At 41.5% G+C, this 23,755-nt stretch carries 23 protein-coding genes and 2 tRNA genes; 2 read left to right on the top strand and 23 right to left on the bottom strand.

Going from position 1 to position 23,755, the window contains the following annotated elements; translation table 11 throughout:
* Window positions 1-425: 425 nt before the first annotated feature.
* From lysS to spoIIE, 16 genes are all read right to left on the bottom strand, one after another.
* Window positions 426-1,925: a lysine--tRNA ligase gene (lysS, locus tag ACWF5P_RS25240; RefSeq protein ID WP_202190663.1), complete on the bottom strand. Its 1,500-nt coding sequence runs from the start codon at window positions 1,923-1,925 to the stop codon at window positions 426-428.
* A gap of 187 nt (window positions 1,926-2,112) precedes the next feature.
* Window positions 2,113-3,111: a tRNA dihydrouridine synthase DusB gene (gene dusB / locus ACWF5P_RS25235; RefSeq protein ID WP_101225932.1), complete on the bottom strand. Its 999-nt coding sequence runs from the start codon at window positions 3,109-3,111 to the stop codon at window positions 2,113-2,115.
* Window positions 3,112-3,133: 22 nt separating this feature from the next.
* Complete coding sequence (locus tag ACWF5P_RS25230; RefSeq protein WP_101225931.1) at window positions 3,134-3,346, bottom strand: helix-turn-helix domain-containing protein; 213 nt, start codon at window positions 3,344-3,346, stop codon at window positions 3,134-3,136.
* Window positions 3,298-3,825 (bottom strand): 2-amino-4-hydroxy-6-hydroxymethyldihydropteridine diphosphokinase, encoded by a 528-nt coding sequence (folK, locus tag ACWF5P_RS25225; RefSeq protein ID WP_434168250.1) that lies wholly within the window; start codon window positions 3,823-3,825, stop codon window positions 3,298-3,300. Before folK ends, ACWF5P_RS25230 begins: the two co-directional genes overlap by 49 nt.
* A 2-nt stretch (window positions 3,826-3,827) precedes the next feature.
* On the bottom strand, window positions 3,828-4,187 hold the full coding sequence (gene folB / locus ACWF5P_RS25220; RefSeq protein ID WP_101225929.1) for a dihydroneopterin aldolase: 360 nt from the start codon (window positions 4,185-4,187) through the stop codon (window positions 3,828-3,830).
* A 1-nt stretch (window position 4,188) separates the two neighbouring features.
* Window positions 4,189-5,025 carry a dihydropteroate synthase gene (gene folP / locus ACWF5P_RS25215; RefSeq protein ID WP_230178771.1) on the bottom strand — a complete coding sequence of 279 codons (837 nt, stop codon included), beginning with the start codon at window positions 5,023-5,025 and terminating at the stop codon, window positions 4,189-4,191.
* Window positions 5,026-5,185: 160 nt separating this feature from the next.
* Complete coding sequence (gene cysK, locus ACWF5P_RS25210; RefSeq protein WP_095394505.1) at window positions 5,186-6,112, bottom strand: cysteine synthase A; 927 nt, start codon at window positions 6,110-6,112, stop codon at window positions 5,186-5,188.
* Window positions 6,113-6,242: 130 nt separating this feature from the next.
* Complete coding sequence (locus ACWF5P_RS25205) at window positions 6,243-7,139, bottom strand: peptidyl-prolyl cis-trans isomerase (RefSeq protein WP_452445422.1); 897 nt, start codon at window positions 7,137-7,139, stop codon at window positions 6,243-6,245.
* Window positions 7,140-7,157: 18 nt separating this feature from the next.
* Entirely contained in the window at window positions 7,158-8,039 is an 882-nt protein-coding gene (gene hslO, locus ACWF5P_RS25200) for an Hsp33 family molecular chaperone HslO (protein ID WP_101225926.1), read from the bottom strand.
* 26 nt (window positions 8,040-8,065) lie between these two features.
* The gene (locus ACWF5P_RS25195; RefSeq protein WP_101225925.1) at window positions 8,066-8,845 is read right to left on the bottom strand and encodes a type III pantothenate kinase; all 780 of its coding nucleotides are present in this window, start codon (window positions 8,843-8,845) and stop codon (window positions 8,066-8,068) included.
* A gap of 159 nt (window positions 8,846-9,004) precedes the next feature.
* Window positions 9,005-11,065 (bottom strand): ATP-dependent zinc metalloprotease FtsH, encoded by a 2,061-nt coding sequence (gene ftsH, locus ACWF5P_RS25190; protein WP_260358020.1) that lies wholly within the window; start codon window positions 11,063-11,065, stop codon window positions 9,005-9,007.
* A 117-nt stretch (window positions 11,066-11,182) separates the two neighbouring features.
* The gene (gene hpt, locus ACWF5P_RS25185) at window positions 11,183-11,722 is read right to left on the bottom strand and encodes a hypoxanthine phosphoribosyltransferase (protein WP_101225937.1); all 540 of its coding nucleotides are present in this window, start codon (window positions 11,720-11,722) and stop codon (window positions 11,183-11,185) included.
* Window positions 11,723-11,754: 32 nt separating this feature from the next.
* Entirely contained in the window at window positions 11,755-13,149 is a 1,395-nt protein-coding gene (tilS, locus tag ACWF5P_RS25180; RefSeq protein WP_230178766.1) for a tRNA lysidine(34) synthetase TilS, read from the bottom strand.
* A gap of 94 nt (window positions 13,150-13,243) precedes the next feature.
* Window positions 13,244-14,242 (bottom strand): protein kinase domain-containing protein, encoded by a 999-nt coding sequence (locus ACWF5P_RS25175; protein WP_311735959.1) that lies wholly within the window; start codon window positions 14,240-14,242, stop codon window positions 13,244-13,246.
* A complete protein-coding gene (locus ACWF5P_RS25170) occupies window positions 14,208-14,945 on the bottom strand; it encodes a VWA domain-containing protein (RefSeq protein WP_101225922.1) in 738 nt (245 codons plus the stop codon). The genes ACWF5P_RS25175 and ACWF5P_RS25170 overlap by 35 nt, the downstream gene beginning before the upstream one ends.
* Before the next feature lie 181 nt (window positions 14,946-15,126).
* Window positions 15,127-17,601, bottom strand: coding sequence for a stage II sporulation protein E (gene spoIIE / locus ACWF5P_RS25165; protein ID WP_101225921.1), 2,475 nt, complete (start codon window positions 17,599-17,601; stop codon window positions 15,127-15,129).
* Between the two features lie 327 nt (window positions 17,602-17,928).
* Here spoIIE and ACWF5P_RS25160 point away from each other — a divergent pair.
* Both ACWF5P_RS25160 and ACWF5P_RS25155 read left to right on the top strand, forming a co-directional pair.
* A tRNA-Met gene (locus ACWF5P_RS25160) sits at window positions 17,929-18,002 on the top strand.
* Window positions 18,003-18,022: 20 nt separating this feature from the next.
* Window positions 18,023-18,094, top strand: a tRNA-Glu gene (locus tag ACWF5P_RS25155).
* Between the two features lie 164 nt (window positions 18,095-18,258).
* Here ACWF5P_RS25155 and ACWF5P_RS25150 read toward each other — a convergent pair.
* The 7 genes from ACWF5P_RS25150 to ACWF5P_RS25120 all read right to left on the bottom strand — a co-directional run bounded on the left by ACWF5P_RS25150 (window position 18,259) and on the right by ACWF5P_RS25120 (window position 23,583).
* Window positions 18,259-18,714: a S1 domain-containing RNA-binding protein gene (locus tag ACWF5P_RS25150; protein WP_101225920.1), complete on the bottom strand. Its 456-nt coding sequence runs from the start codon at window positions 18,712-18,714 to the stop codon at window positions 18,259-18,261.
* 80 nt (window positions 18,715-18,794) lie between these two features.
* Entirely contained in the window at window positions 18,795-19,181 is a 387-nt protein-coding gene (locus ACWF5P_RS25145) for an FtsB family cell division protein (RefSeq protein WP_101225919.1), read from the bottom strand.
* 13 nt (window positions 19,182-19,194) lie between these two features.
* Window positions 19,195-19,827, bottom strand: a complete 633-nt coding sequence (gene yabQ / locus ACWF5P_RS25140) for a spore cortex biosynthesis protein YabQ (protein WP_101225918.1) — start codon at window positions 19,825-19,827, stop codon at window positions 19,195-19,197.
* The gene (yabP, locus tag ACWF5P_RS25135) at window positions 19,824-20,132 is read right to left on the bottom strand and encodes a sporulation protein YabP (protein ID WP_101225917.1); all 309 of its coding nucleotides are present in this window, start codon (window positions 20,130-20,132) and stop codon (window positions 19,824-19,826) included. Before yabP ends, yabQ begins: the two co-directional genes overlap by 4 nt.
* A 76-nt stretch (window positions 20,133-20,208) precedes the next feature.
* On the bottom strand, window positions 20,209-20,472 hold the full coding sequence (locus ACWF5P_RS25130; protein WP_034316386.1) for an RNA-binding S4 domain-containing protein: 264 nt from the start codon (window positions 20,470-20,472) through the stop codon (window positions 20,209-20,211).
* A gap of 23 nt (window positions 20,473-20,495) precedes the next feature.
* Window positions 20,496-21,968 (bottom strand): bifunctional methyltransferase/pyrophosphohydrolase YabN, encoded by a 1,473-nt coding sequence (locus tag ACWF5P_RS25125; protein ID WP_434168247.1) that lies wholly within the window; start codon window positions 21,966-21,968, stop codon window positions 20,496-20,498.
* A complete protein-coding gene (locus tag ACWF5P_RS25120; RefSeq protein WP_434168246.1) occupies window positions 21,961-23,583 on the bottom strand; it encodes an oligosaccharide flippase family protein in 1,623 nt (540 codons plus the stop codon). The genes ACWF5P_RS25125 and ACWF5P_RS25120 overlap by 8 nt, the downstream gene beginning before the upstream one ends.
* Window positions 23,584-23,755 lie beyond the last annotated feature (172 nt).

The raw sequence follows: 23,755 nt of genomic DNA, 5'->3' as shown, positions 1-23,755 counted from the left end.
GAAATGTTTGACTTGCTCATTTGCTTTTTTGATAGTGTGTGCTCACTTAAAATTTAACGTTGGCGCTTTGTTTTGTTCAGTTTTCAAAGAGCAATGTCTTTCGGAACAGCTTATTTATAATAACATTTTCATTACTGCAAGTCAACAACTTTTTTAAAACTTTTTAAAGTTTGTAATCTGTTTGCAACTCGTTCGTAACGACAGATATAAATATAACACCATTACGTTAACTGCGCAATACCTTTTATAAAGTTTTTTTGAGATAATGTTGTTTTTCTTATAAACCCTAGAATCCACTGTATTGAAAGACATGAAATTATAATTAAAAAACAAAAACCGAATTGGACTTACCAGGATCAAGAGCTACGCCCATGATCCCGGCTATCCGAATTCGGCCCTGCAATCAAAACTCATTTTTGCTTATATTAGCGATGTCTCATTAAAGGGAATAACAGGACGTCACGTATAGAAGGAGAATTGGTCAATAGCATAACCAAACGGTCAACACCAATTCCCAGTCCGCCTGTCGGCGGCATTCCGTATTCTAATGCCTCTAAGAAATCTTCATCCATTTCATGAGCTTCATCATTACCTTGCTCTCGTTCTTTCAATTGAGCTTCAAAGCGTTGACGTTGATCAATGGGATCATTAAGTTCAGTGAAGGCATTTGCGTGCTCCCTACCTACAATGAATAACTCAAAACGATCTGTGAAACGGGAATCTTCCGGATTTTTCTTTGCTAAAGGAGAGATTTCCACTGGATGCCCGTAGATGAATGTAGGTTGAATTAACTTATCTTCGACCTTTTGTTCAAAGAATTCATTTACGATATGGCCGAACTCCATGGATTCCTTAACTTCAATCCCATTTTCTTTAGCAAGCTGCTGGGCTTCTTCTTTACTCATTTCAGTCCAGAAGTCCACACCAGTATATTCTTTTACAGCGTCAACCATGTGAAGTCGTTTCCATTCCGGTTTCAACTCTATCTCATACTCCCCATACTGGATGGTCGTCGTCCCAAGAACTTCTTGAGCTATATGGGCAATCAGGTTTTCCGTTAAGCTCATGATATCTTGGTAATCCGCATAAGCTTCGTACAATTCGATCAATGTGAATTCAGGATTGTGCCGTGTGGACACTCCTTCATTTCTGAAAACCCGGCCAATTTCATAAACTTTCTCCAATCCGCCGACAATTAAGCGTTTTAGGTGCAGTTCAATGGCGATCCTTAAATTCAAAGGCATATCCAAGGCATTATGGTGAGTAAGGAAAGGGCGTGCAGCAGCTCCACCAGCAACAGAGTGCAATAGCGGCGTCTCCACTTCAAGGTATCCATGATCGTCCAAATACCGTCTCATGGCTTGTACAATACGACTGCGCATGATCAACGTATTTTTACTTTCCTCATTTGTAATTAAATCGACATAACGTTTACGATAGCGCTCTTCAACGTCCTTCAAGCCGTGAAATTTATCAGGTAACGGGCGAAGCGCCTTAGCAAGGAACACATACTCTTTAGCTTTAATGGAAAGTTCCCCAACTTTCGTTTTGAAGATAACGCCAGTTACCCCAACGAGATCACCAAGATCTGTTTGGTTGAAAATTTGGTAAGAATCTTCCCCTATGTTATCCAAACGGACATAGATTTGGATTTGGCCGCTAATATCCTGGATATGGGCAAATCCCGCTTTCCCTTTTCCGCGCTTCGTCATGACACGGCCAGCAATCGTAACTTCAATTTCTTTTTCTTCAAGCTCTTCCTTTTCTAATCCACCATAAGCACTGATTATCTCCTGAGTGTTATGTGTGCGTTCGAATCTGCTCCCGAAAGGGTCTTGTCCATTATCAATCATGGCCTGCATTTTATCGCGCCTTACCTGCAGTTGGTCATTCAATTCTTCATGACTCACGAAAATCATCTCCATCTTTATTAATAAATGCCTTATATAATTAATCAAAAATTCTTTTGCATACATATTTATTCTTACATAAAGTAAAGGAATTCAACAGCTTTTTATCTTAAAACATTGTTTATATACATATAAAAACTGCCAGGATTACTGGCAGTTAAGATAAGCGTATTATAGGAAAATAGGAAGGTAATGTCAAACATCAGACCATTTGGATATTTTGTTGCTTCGCTTCAATATCATCAACAAGTCCATAAAGAAGATTTACAACATCTTCCCTTGTTTCACAAACATTAATTCCTTTGCGAGCCTGAGCATTCCCTTTAACACCCTTTAAATACCAAGAAGCATGCTTACGCATTTCACGAACTGCTACATTTTCATTTTTCAACGCAATCAGTCGATCCATATGAAGCACGCAAACGTCCATCTTTTCACGAACTGAAGGTTCATCCATAAGTTGACCGGTTTCTAGATATTTTACAGTCCTGTAAATCATCCACGGGTTACCTAGGGCTGCACGGCCGATCATGACTCCATCAACACCCGTTTCCTTCAGCATTCTTTCCGCATCCTGTGGAGTTTCCACATCACCGTTACCGATAAGGGGAATATTAATCGACTTCTTCACTTCACGGATGATGTCCCAGTTAGCTTTTCCTTCATACATTTGAACTCGTGTCCTGCCATGCATGGAAACGGCTTTACCGCCTGCACGTTCAACAGCCTGAGCATTCTGAATCGCAAAAACATGCTCATCATCCCAGCCAATGCGCATTTTAACCGTTACCGGCTTTTCAACGGCATCAACCACCGCTGAAACCATCTCATAAATTTTATTTGGATCGAGAAGCCACTTCGCACCCGCATCACATTTAGTGATTTTAGGAACAGGGCAGCCCATATTGATATCAATGATATCAGCATTTGTATTTTTATCTACAAATTGTGCAGCTTCGACCAAAGATTTCTTTTCACCGCCAAAGATTTGCAAGCTTAACGGCTTTTCTCTTTCATCTATATAAAGCATATTCATCGTTCTAGCATTTTGTAAAACGATTCCTTTATCACTGACCATCTCCGCACAAACAAGACCAGCACCAAATTCCTTGACGGTCAAGCGGAATGCCGAGTTGCAGACTCCCGCCATCGGTGCCAGCACTACCGGATTCTTCATTTCTATATCGCCTATTTTTAACACGTTGACCTCCTATAACATTCTTTCATTTATCGTCAGGTGGCTGAAGCTCCTCAATGGAAACATGAAGAATTTCCGCCACTTCCAGTAAAAATGCTTCTGAAGGGTTGCGGTTCCCTCGTTCAACTTCTCCCAGCAAGGAAACGGAAACACCTATTTCCCTCGCAAACCCTTCCTGGGTATAACCCTTTAACTTTCGAAAAGCGCGAATACGCCTTCCCCATTTTTCACCTTCCATAATCGAACTCCTTCTTTATCCGAAATCTGTTCAAGCAGGTCGCTCAAAGGTGCATCCATTTGCGGAAGTGATATATCAGGGTCCACTTCCATTAAAGGCACGATAACAAAAGCCCTCTCGTGCATACGAGGGTGCGGGACTGAAAGAATCTCTGTCTCAATATTTTCTTGATTATATAACAAAATGTCAAGGTCTATAGTACGGGGACCCCACCTAATCTCCCTTTTTCTTCCTAGATCTTGTTCGATTTTCATACACGCGTTAAGTAAGTCTTCGGGTTCTAAATCGGTTTCCACTTTAAGAACAGCATTTAAAAAACAGTCCTGGTCTTCATATCCTATCGGGTCTGTTTCATATAAAGAAGAGCAGGCCATCATCTTGATATGCGGATTCTCAGACAATAATTGGAAAGATCTTTGGAATGTTTCAAGGCGATCCCCTAAGTTCGACCCTATTGAAAGGTAAGCAATATTTATCACAATCAGCGTCCCCTTACAATCTCTATAGCAACCGACTCATAGTGACCTGCTATCGGGGGATCTGGTTTATAAACCTTCACGGTGCAAGTCTCGATGGAAGAATATTTATTAAGTAGTTCTGAGGCAATTTTTTCAGCGACAGCTTCCACTAACTTAAAAGGTTCTCCCTCAACAACACTTTTACACACTTCATATAACTCGCCATAGTTGATCGAGTCTTCAAGCTTGTCACTCTTCCCAGCCTTGGCTAAATCAGTCTGAACGATCAAGTCCACTTTAAACCGCTGACCAAGCTTCGTTTCTTCCGGAAAAACTCCATGATAACCATAAAACTCCATCTTATTCACATATATCTTATCCATTTCATTCACCTTTTCCTAATAGAGCGTCCATCATCTTTGCAGCCCGGGCCATTTCCTTCACGTCATGTACACGAACCATCTGACAGCCTTGTTGAATTCCATGGCAAATTGTAGCGGCAGTGCCTTCCATCCTCTCACTAGGCGGCAGGTCCAGAACATGGCCAATCATGGACTTTCTCGATGTCGCCAGCAGCACGGGATAACCTAATGATACCAGCTTATCAAGATTCCTCATCATTTCCAAATTAAACTTTAAATCTTTCGCAAATCCAATACCTGGATCGAGAATGATGTTTTCATCCTTGACTCCCGCATCCTTTACCAATATGATGCTTTCGAATAAATCTTGAAGTACATCCCGGACAAAATGTCCATACTCCATATTATCCCTGTTATGCATCAAGATAATCGGCACCTTATATTCCGCTGCAACCTTTGACATCAAGGAATCAGCTTTACCTCCCCAAATATCATTTAATATATGGGCTCCTGCCTTTACCGCCTCTTCTGCAACTCTTGATTTATACGTATCGACCGATATTGGAACCTCAATATTACGCGATATCGCCTCAATTATTGGGGCGACTCTCTCTATTTCCTCTTCATCCGATATCCTCTCATAGTTAGGACGGGTTGACTCACCGCCTACATCCAATATATCCGCCCCATCGTTGACCATTCGTTCGGCATGCTTCAAAGCAGCATCTATCCGATTATATTTTCCGCCATCCGAAAAGGAGTCCGGCGTAACATTCAAAATCCCCATGATTAAGGTTTTCTTGCTGTAATCCAATTCAAATGAACCGCATTTTATTTTTGGTGCTCCTGCTAATGACATCCAACGTTCTCCTTCGCCTAAAGAAATCTATATATACGAGTTTACCCATTTACATAGGTATAGTGCAAGCTCCATGAAAATCAGGGATACTTCTGCATACTTTGCTACAAAAAGAAAAGCAAAGCCCCATAGGAACTTCGCTTCTCATTTAGTGTCTGTCTTACTCAAAGTTATATAATGGTGTACTTAAGTAGCGTTCACCATTACTCGGTATGATGGCAAGGACCTTTTTGCCTTTACCCAGTTTGTCAGCCACTTTAATGGCAGCTGCAATTGCGCCTCCAGAAGAGATACCGCCAAGGATTCCTTCCTCTTTTGCTGCGCGGCGGGCATAATCAAACGATTCCTCTGTATTTACTTGAATGATTTCGTCATAGAGATCTGTATTCAAAATGCTAGGAACGAAGCCTGCTCCGATTCCTTGGATTTTATGGGGTCCTGGAGTACCACCCGATAATACTGGAGAGTCCGCAGGTTCAACAGCGTAAATTTTAATGTCAGGGAATTTTTCACGCAGGACTTCACCGGCACCTGTTATGGTTCCGCCAGTACCGATTCCGGCAACGAATGCATCCAGGCCTTCATCTCCAAAGGCTTCAACGATTTCAGGGCCTGTAGTGTTCCGATGTACTTCAGGATTGGCTTCGTTTTCGAATTGCTGTGGAATGAAGTAACCTTTTTCTTTAGACAGCTCAGTCGCCTTTGCGATTGCACCCTTCATTCCTTCAGGCCCAGGAGTAAGAACTAATTCCGCCCCATATGCGCGAAGCAAGTTACGGCGTTCCAAGCTCATCGTCTCCGGCATAACCAGAATTGATTTATAGCCCTTTGCCGCAGCTACCATTGCCAAACCTATTCCCGTATTTCCGCTTGTAGGTTCAATGATCGTATCACCTGGCTTAAGGGTACCATTTTTTTCTGCCGCTTCGATCATCGCAAGGGCGATACGGTCTTTTACACTGCTGCCTGGGTTAAAATACTCAAGTTTCAAATAAATATCTGCACTGTTTTCATTTTGAAGCTTGTTTAACTTAACAATAGGTGTTTGTCCAATTAAATCGATTACAGAATTAGCTATACGTGCCATTTTCTCCACTCCCTTATCATTTCAATACCGAGTATGTTTATTGGTTTTATAATTTTAAAGTTACCAGTTTTAATAGTTCATTGTCAATGATTAAATACTATATTCTAAATTTTCTCACACAACCATTGACCTACTTTTCTTCCTTCAATCCATAAAACCATTCTACATCAAATTCGTCCCAGAAAATTTTCCCTGAGACCGGTGCCTGAATCTGTTCAAGAGCTATTTGGCGGTGAATCTTGTCTTTAACTTCTTCATATTCATACTGCTTGCCCTTTATTCTTTCATGCAGGTAGAGAACGGCCCAGCCATCCTCCGTTTGGATTGCATCACTCCACTTTTTCACCTTCAATTTCTCGGCAGTGGCAATGTATTCCTTGGAGACTTGCTCGTTATCCTGGGATATATAACCCATGTCGCCTCCTTGATTGGCAGTGAATTCATCAAGGGACTTCTCCATTGCCAAGACATCAAAGGAGACACCTTTCTCCAGTTCACGTATGACTTGGTCTGCCTGCTTTTTTGTAGAAGTGGTGATATGGGAAATATGGAAAGCAGTAGGAATTCTATAGATATCCTTATTATTATCATAATGACTCCGCATTGCCGATTCGGAAACCGAAACGTCCTTGGTGAGGAGCTTCTCGAGAAGGAGACTCGACTGAATTTCCTGCCTCAGTTGATCGTTACTTTTATTAAGGTTCTGACCGGCAGTCCCATACATCGTTTTCATCATTTTAAGTTCCCGATCAAGCTCTTCATCCGAAGTCTTCACTTTGTATTTTTCAGCTGCCTGTTTCACTACCTCTTTATCGACCATTTCCTCAAGTACATCTTCCCCATATCTTTTTTCGAGCTCATTAATCCATGCTTCCCGGGAAATATCCTTGGATCCAACCTTCGCGGCCGTTTCTTCCCCAATGACGGATTTTGAAATGATAAGTGGTTTTATGACAAAGATAATGATAGTCAATAGGTTCAACAAGGCAAGGCCAGCAATAATCGCCCGAAGCTTTTGTTTTGGCAAACCCTTATCCCCCGTAAATTATTTTTTTGTTTCTGCCTCTAATTTCTCGAGTTCTTCCTTCGAGAATTGGTAGGTCTGATTACAAAAATGACAATGCGCCTCCGCTTGTCCATCTGTCTCAATAATATCCCGAATCTCAGCTTGTCCTAGGCTAATCAATGCATTCGCAATTCTTTCCCTGGAACATTGACAGGAGAATTGGACATCCATTTTTTCTAGTATATTCACATTGCCCTCACCTAAAATTTCAATTAGGATTTCTTCAGGAGTCATGCCACTTTGAATCATTTTGGAAACAGGAGTTATCGTGCTTAGTCGATTTTCGATTTTGGAAATCGTATCTTCGGATGTACCCGGCATCAACTGAATGATAAATCCACCCGCTGCAAGAATTGAATTATCCGGATTCACGAGAACCCCAACCCCCACAGATGATGGTACCTGTTCGGAAGTAACAAAGTAATAAGTGAAATCTTCACCTAACTCTCCCGATACAAGCGGTACTTGCCCCGAAAAGTAATCACGAAGACCAATGTCTTTAATAACAGTCAGCAATCCATCGGTACCCACCGCTCTCCTTACATCCAGCTTTCCCTGCTCATTCAAATCAAAGTGGGTTTGCGGGTGAGTGACATATCCGCGGACCTCTCCCTTTGCATTGCTGTCGACCAGGATGGAACCAATCGGTCCACCGCCCTCGATTTTAATCGTCAGCTTTTCTTCACCTTTTAACATTCCGCCCATCATAACGCCTGCCGTCATAGCCCGTCCAAGGGCAGCAGAAGCAGTAGGCCATGTATAATGGCGACGCTGCGCTTCTCCTACGGTGTCTGTTGTTGAAACAGCATAGGCCCGTACCTGTCCTTCATAGCCTAACGCCTTTATTAGATAATCCTTCATTTATTTTGCTCCTTTCAAGCTTTGTATTACTTCTTCACTTGCTCACGATTACGTTTATAAATCAACTGCAGCCCCTTTAAGGTCAAAAATGGCTCAACAACGTCAATAACAGTGGACTCATTGGCAATTAAGGTAGCCAACCCACCTGTCGCTATTACCGTTGGTTCTAGATTACTTTGCGCCTTAATTCGATTAACGATTCCTTCTACCTGCCCAACATATCCATACAAAATGCCAGCCTGCATCGCGGACACCGTATTTTTTCCAATAATCCCTTCCGGCCGGCTGATTTCTATTCTTGGAAGTTTGGCTGCTTTTGAATAAAGTGCTTCCGTAGAAATATTTATACCCGGAGCAATGGCTCCGCCCATGTATTGTTTATCCTCGTTTATGTAGCAATAAGTCGTGGCCGTGCCAAAATCCACGATAATGAGAGGGCTTCCATATTCCTGAATGCCTGCAACCGCATTAACGATTCGGTCAGCTCCCACCTCACGGGGATTTTCGTATTTAATATTCAATCCAGTTTTTATTCCAGGTCCAACTATTAGCGGTTTAATTCCAAAGTATTTTTTGCACATGCGTTCAAGCGCAAACATAATTGGCGGAACTACCGAAGAAATAATGATTCCATCAAATTGATCAAACGAAAGACCCTCATGTTGCAGCAAAGACTTTATGATCATTCCATACTCGTCTTCTGTCTTGTGACGGTTAGTCTCTATTCGCCAATGATATTTTAAAATATCTTCATCGTATACGCCTAATACAGTATTCGTATTCCCAACATCCAATACAAAAATCATCGTTTCATCACTCCGGTAAATTATTCTCCAACATCATAACACACTGTTATTTCCCACGCTATTAGTCGCACTTTTCGAAAGGTACCCCAAAAAACCTTATCATAAAAGTTAAGAAAAGGGTATTTCCGAGGCGGAAATACCCTTTTGAATTAAGTCAACTTAAGACTTTTTATTGTCATCTTCGTTCGGGAAGGAAAGCGGCTGATCTTGAGGTGCACCTTCTTTGATTGGAGGAGTATTCAAACCTTCCTCCGTTATTTCAAGGTCCTCAGGTCCTCTTTTATCCAATGGATCTAATAGGGCCTCTTTTTCTTCCTTCTTCTTATTGATGTTCACCTTGACATTCTCATCAGTGGTTAAATTCCCATTCAGTGCAGTATAATCACGTTCTGGCAATTTACCATTATGGAATAAACTTTTGATTTGTTCAGCATCAAGTGTTTCCACTTCAAGCAAGGTTTTTGCAACCAAATCAAGTTTTTCACGATTTTCAGTAAGTATCTTCTTACATCTTTCGTAAGCTTCCTTGATGATACGTTGAATTTCAAGATCGATTTCATATGCTATTGCATCTGAATAGTTTTGATCATTGTTGAAATCGCGGCCTAGGAAGACCTGACCTTGAGAATTACCGAATTGAAGCGGTCCAAGCTTACTCATACCATATTCCATAACCATGCTCCGAGCTATGCCCGTTGCACGCTGGAAGTCGTTATGCGCACCGGTACTCACTTCTCCGAATGTAACTTCTTCGGCTACACGGCCACCCAATAGTCCTACGATTTTATCTTTAAGCTCAGGTTCCGTCATGAAGAAACGATCTTCTTTCGGCAGCATAACTGCATAACCGCCAGCTTGACCACGAGGGACAATCGTAACTTTATGAACGACTTCAGCATCATCCAGAACCAATCCAATAATGGTATGGCCTGCTTCATGCCAGGCTACGATATTTCTTTCCTTTTTGGAAATGACACGGTTTTTCTTGGCAGGACCAGCGATAACACGATCCGAAGCTTCATCCAAATCGGACATGTCGATCTTCTTCTTATCTTGACGGGCAGCTACAAGAGCCGCTTCATTCAGTAAGTTTTCAAGATCGGCACCAGAAAATCCTGGAGTACGCTGAGCGATCGCTTTCAAATCGACTGTTTCTGCTAAAGGTTTATTGCGTGCATGCACTTTCAGTACTTCTTCACGGCCCTTGACATCAGGTCGACCTACCGTTATTTGACGGTCAAAACGTCCTGGACGCAATAATGCCGGATCCAATACATCAGCACGGTTAGTCGCAGCAATGATTATGATTCCTTCATTACCACCGAAACCATCCATCTCCACCAGGAGTTGGTTCAATGTTTGTTCACGTTCATCGTGACCGCCACCAAGACCTGCGCCACGTTGACGTCCGACTGCATCAATTTCATCGATAAAGATGATACATGGTGCATTCTTCTTAGCATTTTCAAACAAATCACGAACACGGGATGCACCGACACCCACAAACATCTCAACAAAATCGGAACCACTGATTGAGAAGAAAGGAGTTCCGGCTTCACCAGCTACTGCTCGTGCTAGTAAAGTTTTACCTGTACCAGGAGGCCCAACTAAAAGTACCCCTTTAGGAATACGGGCACCAAGCTCGGCATATTTGCGAGGGTCTTTCAAGAATTCGACGACCTCGACAAGTTCCTGCTTTTCTTCGTCCGCTCCGGCAACATCATTGAAGCGTACTTTTTTCTTATCATCATTATACAATTTCGCCTTACTTTTCCCGAAGTTCATGACGCGGCCACCACCGCCGCCTTGAGCTTGGTTAAGTAAAAAGAAGAAGAGGATAAAAATGATTACAAATGGAATGATGGAAGTGAAAAATGTCACCCAGCCACTTGTCTTTTCTGGAGGTTCGACAGTGATGATGTCTTTATCCAGCTTGGTTACAGCGTCATTGATCCGGCTTTGCGAATACTCACTGAAAGGCACGTATGTCACAAAGAATTTATTTTCCTCATAACCTTTGAGCTTTCCTGTGATTTCAAATACACTGCTTTCGGGCTGCATCGTAAGTGATGTAACGTCCCCACTCTCCAAATGCTTATAGAATTCATCTTGGGTCAATTTTACGTTTGGTTCATTGTTATTATTAAAAATGCTTACAATCCCAATGATGACCAAAAAGATCAGTAAATAAAATATGGTATTACGGAAGATCCGATTCATCCCTTACCTCCTCCCACGGGTAAACAAACTATAGTAAATACTATCATACAAAATTAATGAATTACAATAATTTAACACCGCTGTTTTTATCTGGTCTTCTCTTTCAAACAGGTACGATTAATTCGAGTAAATTTCAGGCTTCAATATGCCAATATACGGGAGATTACGATACTTTTCCGCAAAATCTAGACCATATCCGACAACAAATGCATCCGGTACGATGAACCCGGCATAGTCCGGAGTGATATCCGCTTTCCTGCCTGTTGGTTTATCCAATAAGGTAACGATTTTAATTGATTTTGCTTTTCGGTAACGGAAAAGTTCCGCAAGATAGCTAAGAGTCAAACCGCTATCGATAATATCTTCGATGATTAAAATATCCCGACCCTCAACTGATGTATCAAGATCCTTGATGATTTTCACTTCACCGGAAGATACAGTGGAGTTACCATAGCTTGAAACATCCATAAAGTCCATTTCAAGATGTGTATCAACGCGTTTCAGTAAATCTGACATAAATGGCATGGCGCCTTTCAGCACTCCGATGGCCAACGGGAACTTACCTTGGTAATCAGCTTCAATCTGCGCACCCAATTCCCTGATTTTCTTTTGAAGTTCTTCCTCTGTTATTAAAACCTTTTCAATGTCGTTTTGCATGGTCATTGTAATTAATTGCCCCCCATGAAGAATTAAGCTTTTTTATATTCTAAGTAGATTAAAGATTTTTCATCAGAAATTATATCCGGCTCAACATTCGATTTCTTTAAACCAGGCAGCCAAATGACCGTTCCCGTTTGATCGATGATGACCGGCCACACATTTCTTTCTAGCATCGGGATCTTTTCATTAATAAAAATATCCTTTAACTTTTTAGTTCCACCTAATCCCTTGACGGCCATCCGCTCGCCTTCATTCCTGTTTCGGATTGTAAGAGGAAGCTGAACAGCTGATTCGGGAAGTATAAAAGAATGATTTCCTCTAAGTACCGGAATTTCTTCTTTTATATAGTGCGCTTTAATCTTATATCCATTCGGAAGAATAGTCTCACCGGGAATTTGTAATTTATAGGAATATTTTTGGCTTTTTTGCCGGAAAAACCTAAACGTGCAAGTTTGATATGATTTTTCCGCAATAAGGCCCTCCGGAAGATGCAATTCTGCAGATGGTTGAGGATTCAAAAACAAAACTAAAAGTTGGTCAATATGTAATGCCGAAAGCGATGAAGGTCTCTCCAAATAAAGATAGTTTAATATTAGTTGAATCGCCCTTCTTTGTAAAGGTTTAGGCATCGCGAGAACCTTATCAATCTGAATAACCGCTTGATCTTTATCCTGTGTGATCCAAACATCGGACATTTTGCTTGAAACCAGGTTCAAAAAAAACTCTTCATCTTCATAAAGCTCTTCACTGAATCGTTGAAAATGCTCATGAACCTTGCCATTTTCTTTCTTTAAAAACGGAAGGACTTCATGTCTAAAACGATTTCTAGCATAGACACCGGTTTCATTGCTCGGATCAAATCTTGGTTCGATATCATGAAGGCCCGCATATTCGATTATTTGGCTTTTCGTGATTTCAAGAAAAGGCCTGATCAGATTTCCGGTATGGAAACGTCTCTTTATAGGAATACCTGCCCTTGCCTTCCCTGTCGCCCCTCTAGTTAAACGCATGAGCATCGTTTCGATTTGATCATCTCCATGATGCCCCAGGACAAGAGTGGAGGCTTGGTGCTTATCCATCATTTCTTCATAAAAGGCAAAACGCAGCTTTCTTGACGTTATTTGTGAACTTTCCCCCGTCTGTTTCATCCGGGCTGGAACATCGATCCTTTTTCCCTCAAATGTAATGCCCCACCGTTCACATATATGCTCGACATATTTATAATCCTCATAGGATTCTTCACCACGAAACATATGGTCAACACTCGCAACAATCATCTCGTAATGAAAAAGAGATTGAATTTCCTTAAGGATATGGAGAAGCACCAATGAATCCGGCCCTCCGGAAACGCCTATTAGCAACTTCGAGTTCTCCTTAATCAATTCGTTTCTATAAATGGTGCTCAGAACTTTTTCCTTTAACATACAATCTTCCTTCTTTATGAACAGGCATTAGTTTTATACGATTCAATCATGAAATGGTTTCAATTATTCCATGGCATTTCACCTAATAACTATATCATAACAACTGTTCATATATGTAAAGAACATAGAGCATCGAAATGATGGCAACCAACAAAAAAGTTTCAAAAAAACCGCCACTTTTCTTTTTTGAATGGTTTTGGGACCTTCTTGCTTGTCTCGTTGCAGGTTGAATTGTTTGTGACTGGCCGGTAGCTGCCTTGGTCGGACCCTTTTTCTTCGAGTGATTTTGCTTACTTAGCACCGTGACCAAATCCTCCCGCATTTGGAGGGCAGAATCATACTGCCCGTGAAGTGCTTTATCCAACATCTTTCTATATGGGTGCAATTCCTTTTTCTGCTTAATCAAGTCGTTAAGCTGTCTATACCCCTCCCCTTGCTTGTGGAAACGTCCAGGATAGGCTGAATTGATTATAATCATCGCCACAGCGAACAAGTCATATTGCGGATCTGCCTTTCTTGATCCAAGACCCCAGTAACCCCTGTCAAAGAACTCGGTGAATTCTTTAACAGATCGCCCAATTAAGGTGGTTCCGCCTACATCCACGCACCTCACCTTATAGGCTGGTGAAGTCACGATCAAATTCTCAGGTTTTAAATCGCCGAACACCCAGCCATTGGTATGCAAGGCAGACAAGCTGGTTAAAAGCTGAAGCATTAAGACTCCAATCCATGATGACCCTTTCTTATCGATGAAACGCAAAAAATCGTGTCCGTGGATATATTCCATGACATAAAAAGGGAGCTGCTTTCCTGTTTTCATGAAATCATCCGCTTCCAAAAAGGAAGGTCCAAGGGTAGACCCCTGGACCTTTGAAAAGGATTTTAGGATATTCATCTCCGAAATAATGGACGTCCCATTATCACTGAGCTTTAAAGCATAATGACGATTTTTGCTTTCAACCAAATAGACGATCCCGTTCGCTCCACACCCCAATTCCTTAATTATTTTGTACTGGTTTTTATTCCATTTTCCAGTGACCAAACTGCCAGGCAGGAGTTTACATTGATTCCTCAAAGTATTGTTCATCATCATGTGATAACAATCCCCTCAATGAACGTTTTTTATTGAAATATGTTAAAGCTTCACGAATGGCTGGACCTGTCGGAGTGAGTCCCCCTGTACTAAGCTTTGGAAAAGTTGCCGTCAGGGCTTCAAGGTTCGGGGTCCAATCCAGCAACTTTTCAACATCATTTCTTTTCCCAGGAAATACGAATACGGAAAAACTGCTGTCACCCATTCTTGCATTCATGCTAAGGGAAAGATCTAATAAGGAATCTTTTACTGTAGGCAGTTTATGTTTCATGCTTGCACTGGTATCAACAAGAATCAGTACTTCGAGCTTGCTCGTTTCCCCAAGCTCATCGACCACCTCCATCACTTCTCCTCGTTTATCCGGCGGAAGATCCTCCATCGTTTTTGAATCTCCAAGTATTTGTTGAAGTTCGCGATTGATAACTCCCTGTATAGTTTGAGTCATTGCCTTTTGTGTCACCATTTGGACGGTTTGTGACAACTGCTGGGAATAGACTATTTGACTTACGCCACCTCCTGAACCAGCAATCTTCTCAATCTCCTTAAGACCCTTTTCATCTATAACATCATTTTCCATGACACCTATGACATTGATTGTTATGCCTTGCTTCCTTGCTAATTCAGCCATGGCAGACGGCTCCTCACCATGATTTGAACATCCGTCGGTTATAAGCAAAATCTGTTTTAATGTTCCTGCTTTCATGTTTTGCTCTCCCTTCCTATCAATTTGTTACCATAATTGACTAAAAAGGGGGAATTTATACGCTAAGACATCGCATCAAGTCACATCATGGAGTGGAGTGATTGAAAAGTCTCTTTACCTTTTAACCTTCTTCCATTTCACCACCTCATTTTTGGTTTTATTTATTATATATATAAACGGCCTACTGGGCCTTTTTGCGTTTTGGAGAAACGGGAATGGATGCCCATTTCGGTGTGTTATGCTTGATTTTCGATGTTACCACTGTCATGTCATCATCTATGATCCCTTTTGTTCGGATGACCTCTTCCAATATTAAATCAGAGATTTCCTGCGGATCGTCTGTTTCCATTTCCTTAATTTTCCGTTTAAGCCAGAACTCGATATTTTCAACATGTGAGGGGCCATCGAACACTCCATCGCTCATCATGATTAGTATGTCCCCTGCCTTGAGCTCTTCTGATACAACATCAACATCGAAATCCTGGATGATTCCCATAGGGAGGTTACTTGATTCAATTTTTATTATCCTATCCCCCCTTTTAATGAAACTCGGTATTGAACAGATTTTTAAAAACTTAGCCTTTGCGTCCTGAAGATCAATCATTGCCAAATCAAGAGTCGAAAATATTTCATCGGTAGTGCGTAGAGATAATACGGAGTTTACGGATTTAATGGCTATTTTTTCTTCAATTCCCGATTGTAAAAATTTTTGAAGCAGCTTCAATGTCTCTGTACTTTCAAAATGGGCCCTTTCCCCATTTCCCATTCCATCACTAATGGCTATTGCGAATTTGCCGCAGCCAATTTCCATGGTCGTATGACTATCTCCTGATACAAGCCCTCCCCCCTTGGCAGCATGAGCAACACCCGTTTCGACCGTGAATTTTTTTGCTGACCTAAATATCACCTCACATTGCCCGTTTGGATACGTTGCACACTCTTCTGAATGAACGACTATCGTTTCCCCTAAAATGTCAGAAAGCATAGGTGCAATCAATTTTTCACATTCCCCTCTGCCCTGGCAGTATGGGACACTCATTTCTATATCAACATTCCCTTGTTCTAGACTATATATTTCTACATACCCTATGTGCAGGCCAAAATCCTGGATGGCTTCCAAAATGGATTCTTCATGTACATGATGATTCTTCCTTTCCCTTTGAATTTCTTTCGCAAAATCATCCATTACTGCCGAAACTCCCCGCAATTGATCCGCAACTAGCTTCCGGCTTTCCTTCACCTGCCTTTTTAATTTTTGGTTGGCTTCAAAATAAGTAAGCTCCTGTGATATCGCCCCAATGACCTGAGGGCCGCGGCTACAATATTTCCCCCATTCCTTCGAAGTTTTTTGGGGAAGCTGACCATTATTTTCACTTAATTGAAGCATAATTTCCTGCATGCCGTCATAGGTTGTATTAAAGTTCTTGGACCAGCACTGTTCCTTTTTAAAACAAAGCTGGCACGTCTTTTCCGTTACATTACTTAAGAAGTAGTCGAATTCTTTCTCATCTTCCTCCAATCTCCCCCTTTCATCCACTTGGGAAAAGCTATTTGAGAGCGCCTCAAATACATGTGAGAATTGCTCCACTCTTTGAGCGGTGACATCCCTCACTTTCCGGGCATACTGCTGCTGTTCATCAGAATTCTCGACTGTTCCCGGTATATGTTTCGCTATTTTGTTGATTATGGATGACGGTGTTAATATAAATAGGGCCACAGCTATAATTGATTCATAGAGGGTCACCATAATATTGCCGGTGCCCTCACCATATAAACCTATCAGTAACGTAGCAATCATGAGGCCCGCGGCAACCCCTATCTTCCTTCCCTCCTTCAACAGACCGCCCAGAAGCCCGGAAAAAGCGAGAAGGCTCATTTGATAGAGACTAGCAATACTTGCCAGGCTGAATATCAATCCAGTAACTACACCTACAGTGGAGCCTATGGCGGCCCCTCCCGCCAGCCCGAAGAGGAGGACCAAGTATCGCGAGAATATATGGTCGAGTGATAGATCGTATATCATCCAGCCTATGGTTCCGGTCATCACCGAAGCCAGCAGGATGATGATGCTGACGATTTCCTCCGTCTTTAATGATTGGGACTTTGTCCGAATGGTCAGCAGCGGGATGGACTGTATGAAGATTAAGGTTAAGATCATTGCGAGTCCCGCCTCTACTCCTATCATCATTAAGTCGTACAGCTGAATCGTTCGGAATACCAGATATTGCTCGGCCAGGTTGACCAGGAATAGTGAAGCAAAAACGTACATCGACATCGTCTTGAATTGTCCTTCCACGGCGGGCTTCTTGATCTTATGAAATAACAGGAGCAGAAACGCCGATGCAAAGATGACTAAACTATTAGAATAGTGAACGGTCAGCCCACCTGCAATCAATCCGAATAAAGCAAGTGGTGCCCTGTCACGTCTCATGAGAAACACGGCTGCGAAAAACGGAAGTCCAAATGGTGCCAGCTGTGAAAGAATTAATGCCCGTCCTAATAAAAAACCAATAATTGCTAAAGAGATACCTTTTTTTATGAATATGTCTTCCGTCTTCATTTGCAGTTGTTGGATCCAATTGATGGCCCCTGCCTTCGCTTCTTTTAACTGAACATCACCAAGAGGTTCCATCATAGGTCTTTCTACTTTTTCCATTTCAACACCCCATTCGTATTAGTGATTTTTATTATATAGAGGGCTTGTTTATTTTTTTGTCAGAATTTTATAAGCGGATAAGAAAAACGTTCGACGAAATTCTTCTTGAACAATCATTTGTATACAGGTTTTTGTACCTTTTTTTCCAATACAGAAACGGGTGTTCTTTTTTTTTTGAAGAAAAGCAAAGTTTTTAGGTTATTTTTGCGGAAAATAACACGAATAAATAATCAGGAAATGGAAACCGACAAACTTTATTTTTTTTGTTGACATTTATTCTTCACGAATGTAAGATATAACTTGTGCTTCAGTAGCACTTATCATTATGGCGGCGTAGCTCAGCTGGCTAGAGCGTACGGTTCATACCCGTGAGGTCGGGGGTTCGATCCCCTCTGCCGCTATCTTTTTTCATGAAAATAACGGCCCGTTGGTCAAGCGGTTAAGACACCGCCCTTTCACGGCGGTAACACGGGTTCGAATCCCGTACGGGTCATCAAATACAAAAGCGCCTCTTTACACCTATCTCAGTAAGTGTAAAGAGGCGCTTTTTTTATGTTGTTGATAATTAAAAGAAGACAAGCCGGAAAGCTTGCCTTTATCTACACTATGAATAATTTCACAGGAAAAGTTGCTAAACTATTATTTTCAGCAGCAGTTTTATCCGCGTCTTCCTCCTCGACCTCCCCGTTTCGTTTCGGTGCTACGTTTAAGGGTCGTTAAGCGGTCTTCGCTATCTTTTAAGAATTTAGCCATTTTTTGCTCAAAGTTTTCCTTCGGTTGGAAACCATTACCTTTCGAGCGGAAGTCTTTGGAACGGCTGTCATTCCCTCTTCCTTGGCGCGGACGTGGTGTGTATGCAGGTTTTTGCTCAGCTTCAGGACGGTCTATCGCTTTTTTTATGGACAAGCCAATCTTGCCATCTTTAACATTGATGACTTTCACCTCAACTGTATCGCCCACTTTTAAATGATCATTGATATCCTTGACATAGTTATCAGCCACTTCACTGATATGGACAAGACCGGTTGAACCTTGAGGTAGCTCTACAAATGCACCAAAATTAGTTATGCCTGTTACTTTACCTTGTAACTTGCTGCCTACTTCGATTGACATAAAAAAAATGTTCCTCCTTAGAAATGTTAAAAAATCTCTTCACTCTATATTATAACGAAAGTAAAAAAACAGTGTCAATATTAGTCACTATCTTCCTTCCCTTTTGGAAGGGTAAATATGATTTCGCCTTTTTCAGATAAGAAATAATCCCGTCTGGCTATTTTCGCTATATAGTCGTCGTCATTAAGCTTTACGATTTCTTCTTTAAGAAGGGTCTCGTCTTTTTTCAATTCAGCTAACTTTCCCTTCAATTCTTCCTTCTGTTGTACTTTCTCATCCAGTGCAACATTTTGCGTTATGAGGGTGGAAACGGCAAAAATCAAAAAGACAGCGGCGAAAACTGAGTAAAGAGTTAATCTACGCATTAGACCACGCTTCTTTTTTTCTACGGTTTGTACTTTTTTCTCTTGTTGAGCGACGTAGGGATTTTCTATTTTTGCCACTTTCCTTTTACGCAGGCTACTCATTTTTTATCGCTCCTCATTTCTTTTTATTTCTCCATCTATTTAGCGTTCTAAATATAGAATTCTTTATTTTCAATAAAATCCCTTTTCCTTTATTATAAAACTTCCCGACGTTTTTCGTAACAAAAACCGGCAATAAATTCCATATATAGATCAAAATCCATTTTAATGGCCTCCAGAAAATATTCAAAATGAAAAGAAGTATTTTCCCCGCCCATTTTAATAATGCTAAAACGAACTTACATATCCCGAAGATAATGGCTATTACAGATACTATTACCCATTTTATCGGAACAAATATCAGCATGTGAACCGAATTCGTTATAAATCTCGCCAACTTTATCACAAGTATTATCAAAAACTCTAAAAAACGTTGATAGAAACCTTTGAAAAGTGCTTGATAAGCTGAAAAACCGCATAATAAGGCCAAAAATAAATAAAGGCGAAACTCTCCCTCATTCACTAAAAACAAAACATAAAAAATAAGGAGACCCTGAATGATCCAGAAAAGGAAGTCATGGATGAATACAATCCACCTTTTCCTTTCTGATCGTTTCAGGAACCGGCTATACGTATCCAGGGCAGCTCCAAAGCCACTGCCCATGCCTATCATCGCAAGCAACGTATAAAATTGAATCGTTAAGGTCATTTGAACAATTTGCCAAAGAAGCCTTTAGCTTTCTCCCCTGATTGCTCATCTAAATAAACAAGGTCGAAAATCTTTCCCTTAATGGAGACGATGCCTTTATCAACGTCTAAATTCTTCATTTGCAAGTTTTGGCCCCGGATAGATAAGAATCCCATTACAGTTTCGAGCAGAAACTCCTCATTATCAAAACTTTCAACTTGTTTGACACCGGTAATATCAAGCAAACGGCGGCCTTTCATCGTTACATCGTGCTCTTGGGTCGTTCCCTTTGTGTAACCAGCATTCGGATCATTATATTGGCTCATTTTTTCATCCCTCACAGTACCACTGATTTTGTACAAGTGTATGTCCGTAAGAGCGGAATTAGAACCAAGCCTGTCCTTACTCCTCCGCTAGCTTTTCTTCCTTTACGATGGTATACATATCTGCAGCCGCTTCTTTTTTGGTCGTTTCTTGAATTTTATCGACACGTACCGTAACGAGCTTTTGACCGAATCGTACAGTCAATTCATCGCCATCTTTCACATTTGAACTTGCTTTGGCCTGTTGTCCGTTAATCGTGATTCTCCCTTTATCGGCAACCTCTTTCGCAAGTGTGCGGCGCTTGATCAATCTTGAAACTTTTAGGAATTTATCCAATCTCATCGACATTAATATCTCTCCCTTAATTAAAGTCCTTTAGCTTTTGCTTCATCCCAATATGAATCCAGTTCTTCCAATGTATATTCCTCAAACTTTTTGTCTGCCCTTTGAATGCACTCTTCTATATATGTAAAACGCCGGTGGAATTTCTGGTTTGCTTTGTAGACGGCTTCTTCCGCTTGTATGTCATAATAACGTGAAATGTTGACAAGCGCAAAAAAGAGGTCGCCCAGCTCTGATTTTATTCTTTCGACATCCATTTTCGGGCTTAATATTTCAGCTTCCAATTCCTGTACTTCTTCCCTGACCTTTTTCCAGGCTTCGGAAACCTCATCCCAATCAAATCCAACCTTCGCAGCCCTTTTTTGATACTCTTCGGCCCGAAGTAAGTTTGGCAGCGATTTCTCAATCCCATCAAGTATGGATTGCGATGCTTTTGTTTCGCTCCCTTTTTCATTCTCTTTGATTTTCTGCCAGTTCACTAATACATCTTCCTCGCCGTTCACTTCAACATCTCCGAATACATGGGGGTGGCGTCGAATCATTTTCGCCGTAATGCCTTCAATCACATCGTCTATCGTGAACATGCCCTCATCTTCACCGATTTGTGAATGAAGCATCACTTGAAGCAGGACATCCCCAAGTTCACCAACCATGCCCTCATCGTCCTCTTCATCGATGGAATCAATCAGCTCATATGCCTCTTCTATTAGATATTTCTTCAAGCTTTCATGAGTTTGTTTCTTATCCCAAGGACATCCGTCAGGACCTCTAAGTTCTGCGATGACCTGCCGCAGCTTAGAAAACTCCCTGTATCGTAAAGCTTCTTCCCTAACAGGCGGGACATAAACACTCGTCAAGTTACTTAACTCCATCTGACGGTCGAGCTCGAACAGAGCGCATCTTGTCACTTTTTCCTGACTGCTTCCTGCCGCTGTAACGATATATACCTCGTAGTCATCCGGTAGCTTTTCCATTAAAGTCAGCTTCACATTGGACGCACTGAATGCGTCATACACCTGTCCGATTATCATATGCTGGGTAATGTGCAAATCATCTGGTGAAAGATCTGTTCCATCCAATAGCTGGAACCCTTCAATCGGATCGATTTTAACAGCCTGAAACAAGGGATCAAGGAAACTTTGCCCGCCTTCCAGCTTAATGGCTATTCCAAGAGCCGGACCCTTTTCGAGCAAAAGCTGAACCGTTTTTTCCGCTACCATAGGATGCCCCGGAACTGCGTAAAGAACGGAACGGTTTGAAGCCTCCTGTAATAATGTTCCGGCAATTTCTTCATATACCGCTTCAAATTGGTCGTGCTTTTCATATATCCCGTCAAACGCCGTGAAATTGATTCCTTCCTTTTTCAAATCCCCGATAACCGGATGATCAATAGTTCTGATGAAGCATTGTTCTGTTTGCAGCAATTTTTTATAAATTCCTAGTGGAAGCTGATCTAAATCCCCTGCACCAAGACCTATTATCGTAATCTCATTCATGATTTCGTATACTCCTATTCGTTATAATAAATCGTTTAAGCTTTGAACCTGCAGGTATAAGTGCAAGTTCTTCTTCACCAAATAAGCCTGAACGAATGGCGGTCATCACAAAAACGGCTGCACCGATCCCTACACCGGTCAAAGCTTGAATCGTAGCTAACAACCGGCTCTCGCCTGAGGACATCAATTCGAATAAGCCATTGAATATAACAACCGCCGTACCCATGTAAACCGTACTCTTCAAGATTATTAACACGTGCTTCTTTTCAATTAATGTCTTTTTAATATGTACTCTCAATACCACATAAAATAATACAGACATGATCATAAACGCAAGCACTGTTGCCGAGGCTGCTCCCGCGATTTTGTAATGAGGCACCAGGACAAGGTTCAAAGCCCACTTGCTGACCACACCTACAAGCGTAATGATCACCGGTATGAACGAATAGCCTAAGCTTTGAATCACTGCCGCTTCTGCCATTATGACGGATGTGAATAAAATCGATAAAGAGAAAATTGCTAAAGTAATGGTCCCTTTAACATCCGTGAACAGCATATGATTGACAGGCTCCATCGTCACCACCAGCCCGATCGCAGCTGCGAGTCCTATCGTCGCGCTTACACGAAGCGCCAATTTGATTTTATTCAATAATTCATGTTCACTTTTCCTCTGAACGCATCCGGATATTACAGGTACCAGTGCCAATGCAAAAGAATTAGCCACGACTGTACCTAGCTGAAGCAAAGGCTGTCCCCGGTCATATACCCCTTTCCATTCCTTGGCTTCCTTTTCCCCCATCCCCGTTTCCCTTAGTAGGGAATATAGGTGCAGAGAATCGACAAACTGAAACAAGATAAGGATCAACCCAGTTATACAAAAGGCCAACCCTTGGAAAACCAGGACTTTGGAGATTTTGATGAAATTTACCGGTTTGATTCTCATCCGTAAAAAAAGCTTCCATTCTTCTCTTAAAATAACGAAAGCAATAAGCAGTACCAGGCCGGTCATGCCGCCGGTTATCGAACCGAGGACCGCTCCCTTGCCGACCACATAAGGAGAGTAGCCCTGATTCACGAATATCGTTGAAAGAACCAGTATCGTCAACACACGGATGCATTGTTCAGCGACCTGCGAACTTGCTGTCGGTAACATGTCGTTTATTCCTTGAAAATAACCTCGTAAAACAGATGAAATCGGCATTAATAGATATGAATAGGCAACGATTCTCAGCAGACCGGCTAAACGAGGATCCTTCATCCATCCTGCTATCCAATCAGCGCCAAGGAATAGTGCAGCAAACATCATGACTCCTATCGAGCTTAAGACGACGAATGATGTCATTAAAATGTCGTTGACCGCAAAGTTATTTTTGGAAGACTCCCGTTCAGCAATAAGTTTGGATATGACTACCGGAAAGCCGAGTGTTGATAATGTAAAAGCAACACCGTAGAAGGGGTAGACCTGTTGATAGATATAAAACCCGATGTCACCCGCAATGTTCTGATAAGGAATGCGATAGGCCGCACTCAATACTTTTACGATAATCGCAGCTGCGCTCAAAATCAGCGCACCTCGAAGAAGTTCATTTGATGTTTTATTAGGCTTTTCAGCCATTCTTTTTCCCCTTTTCACTCATATGTGGTAGTTATTATAGCATAATTCTAATGGTTATTTTTCAATTCCAGCCATACTGTTAATTAATTTCCATATCCACTTCTTTTTTAGAAATTGCAAAAAGGACAGCGCGATTGCTGCCCTTTCCACCTTTAAAAATATAATGGCATGT

Source organism: Peribacillus sp. NPDC055009 (genome assembly GCF_053608705.1).
Note: the sequence above shows the minus strand (reverse complement) of the source record. Positions and strands in the feature narration are given on the sequence as shown.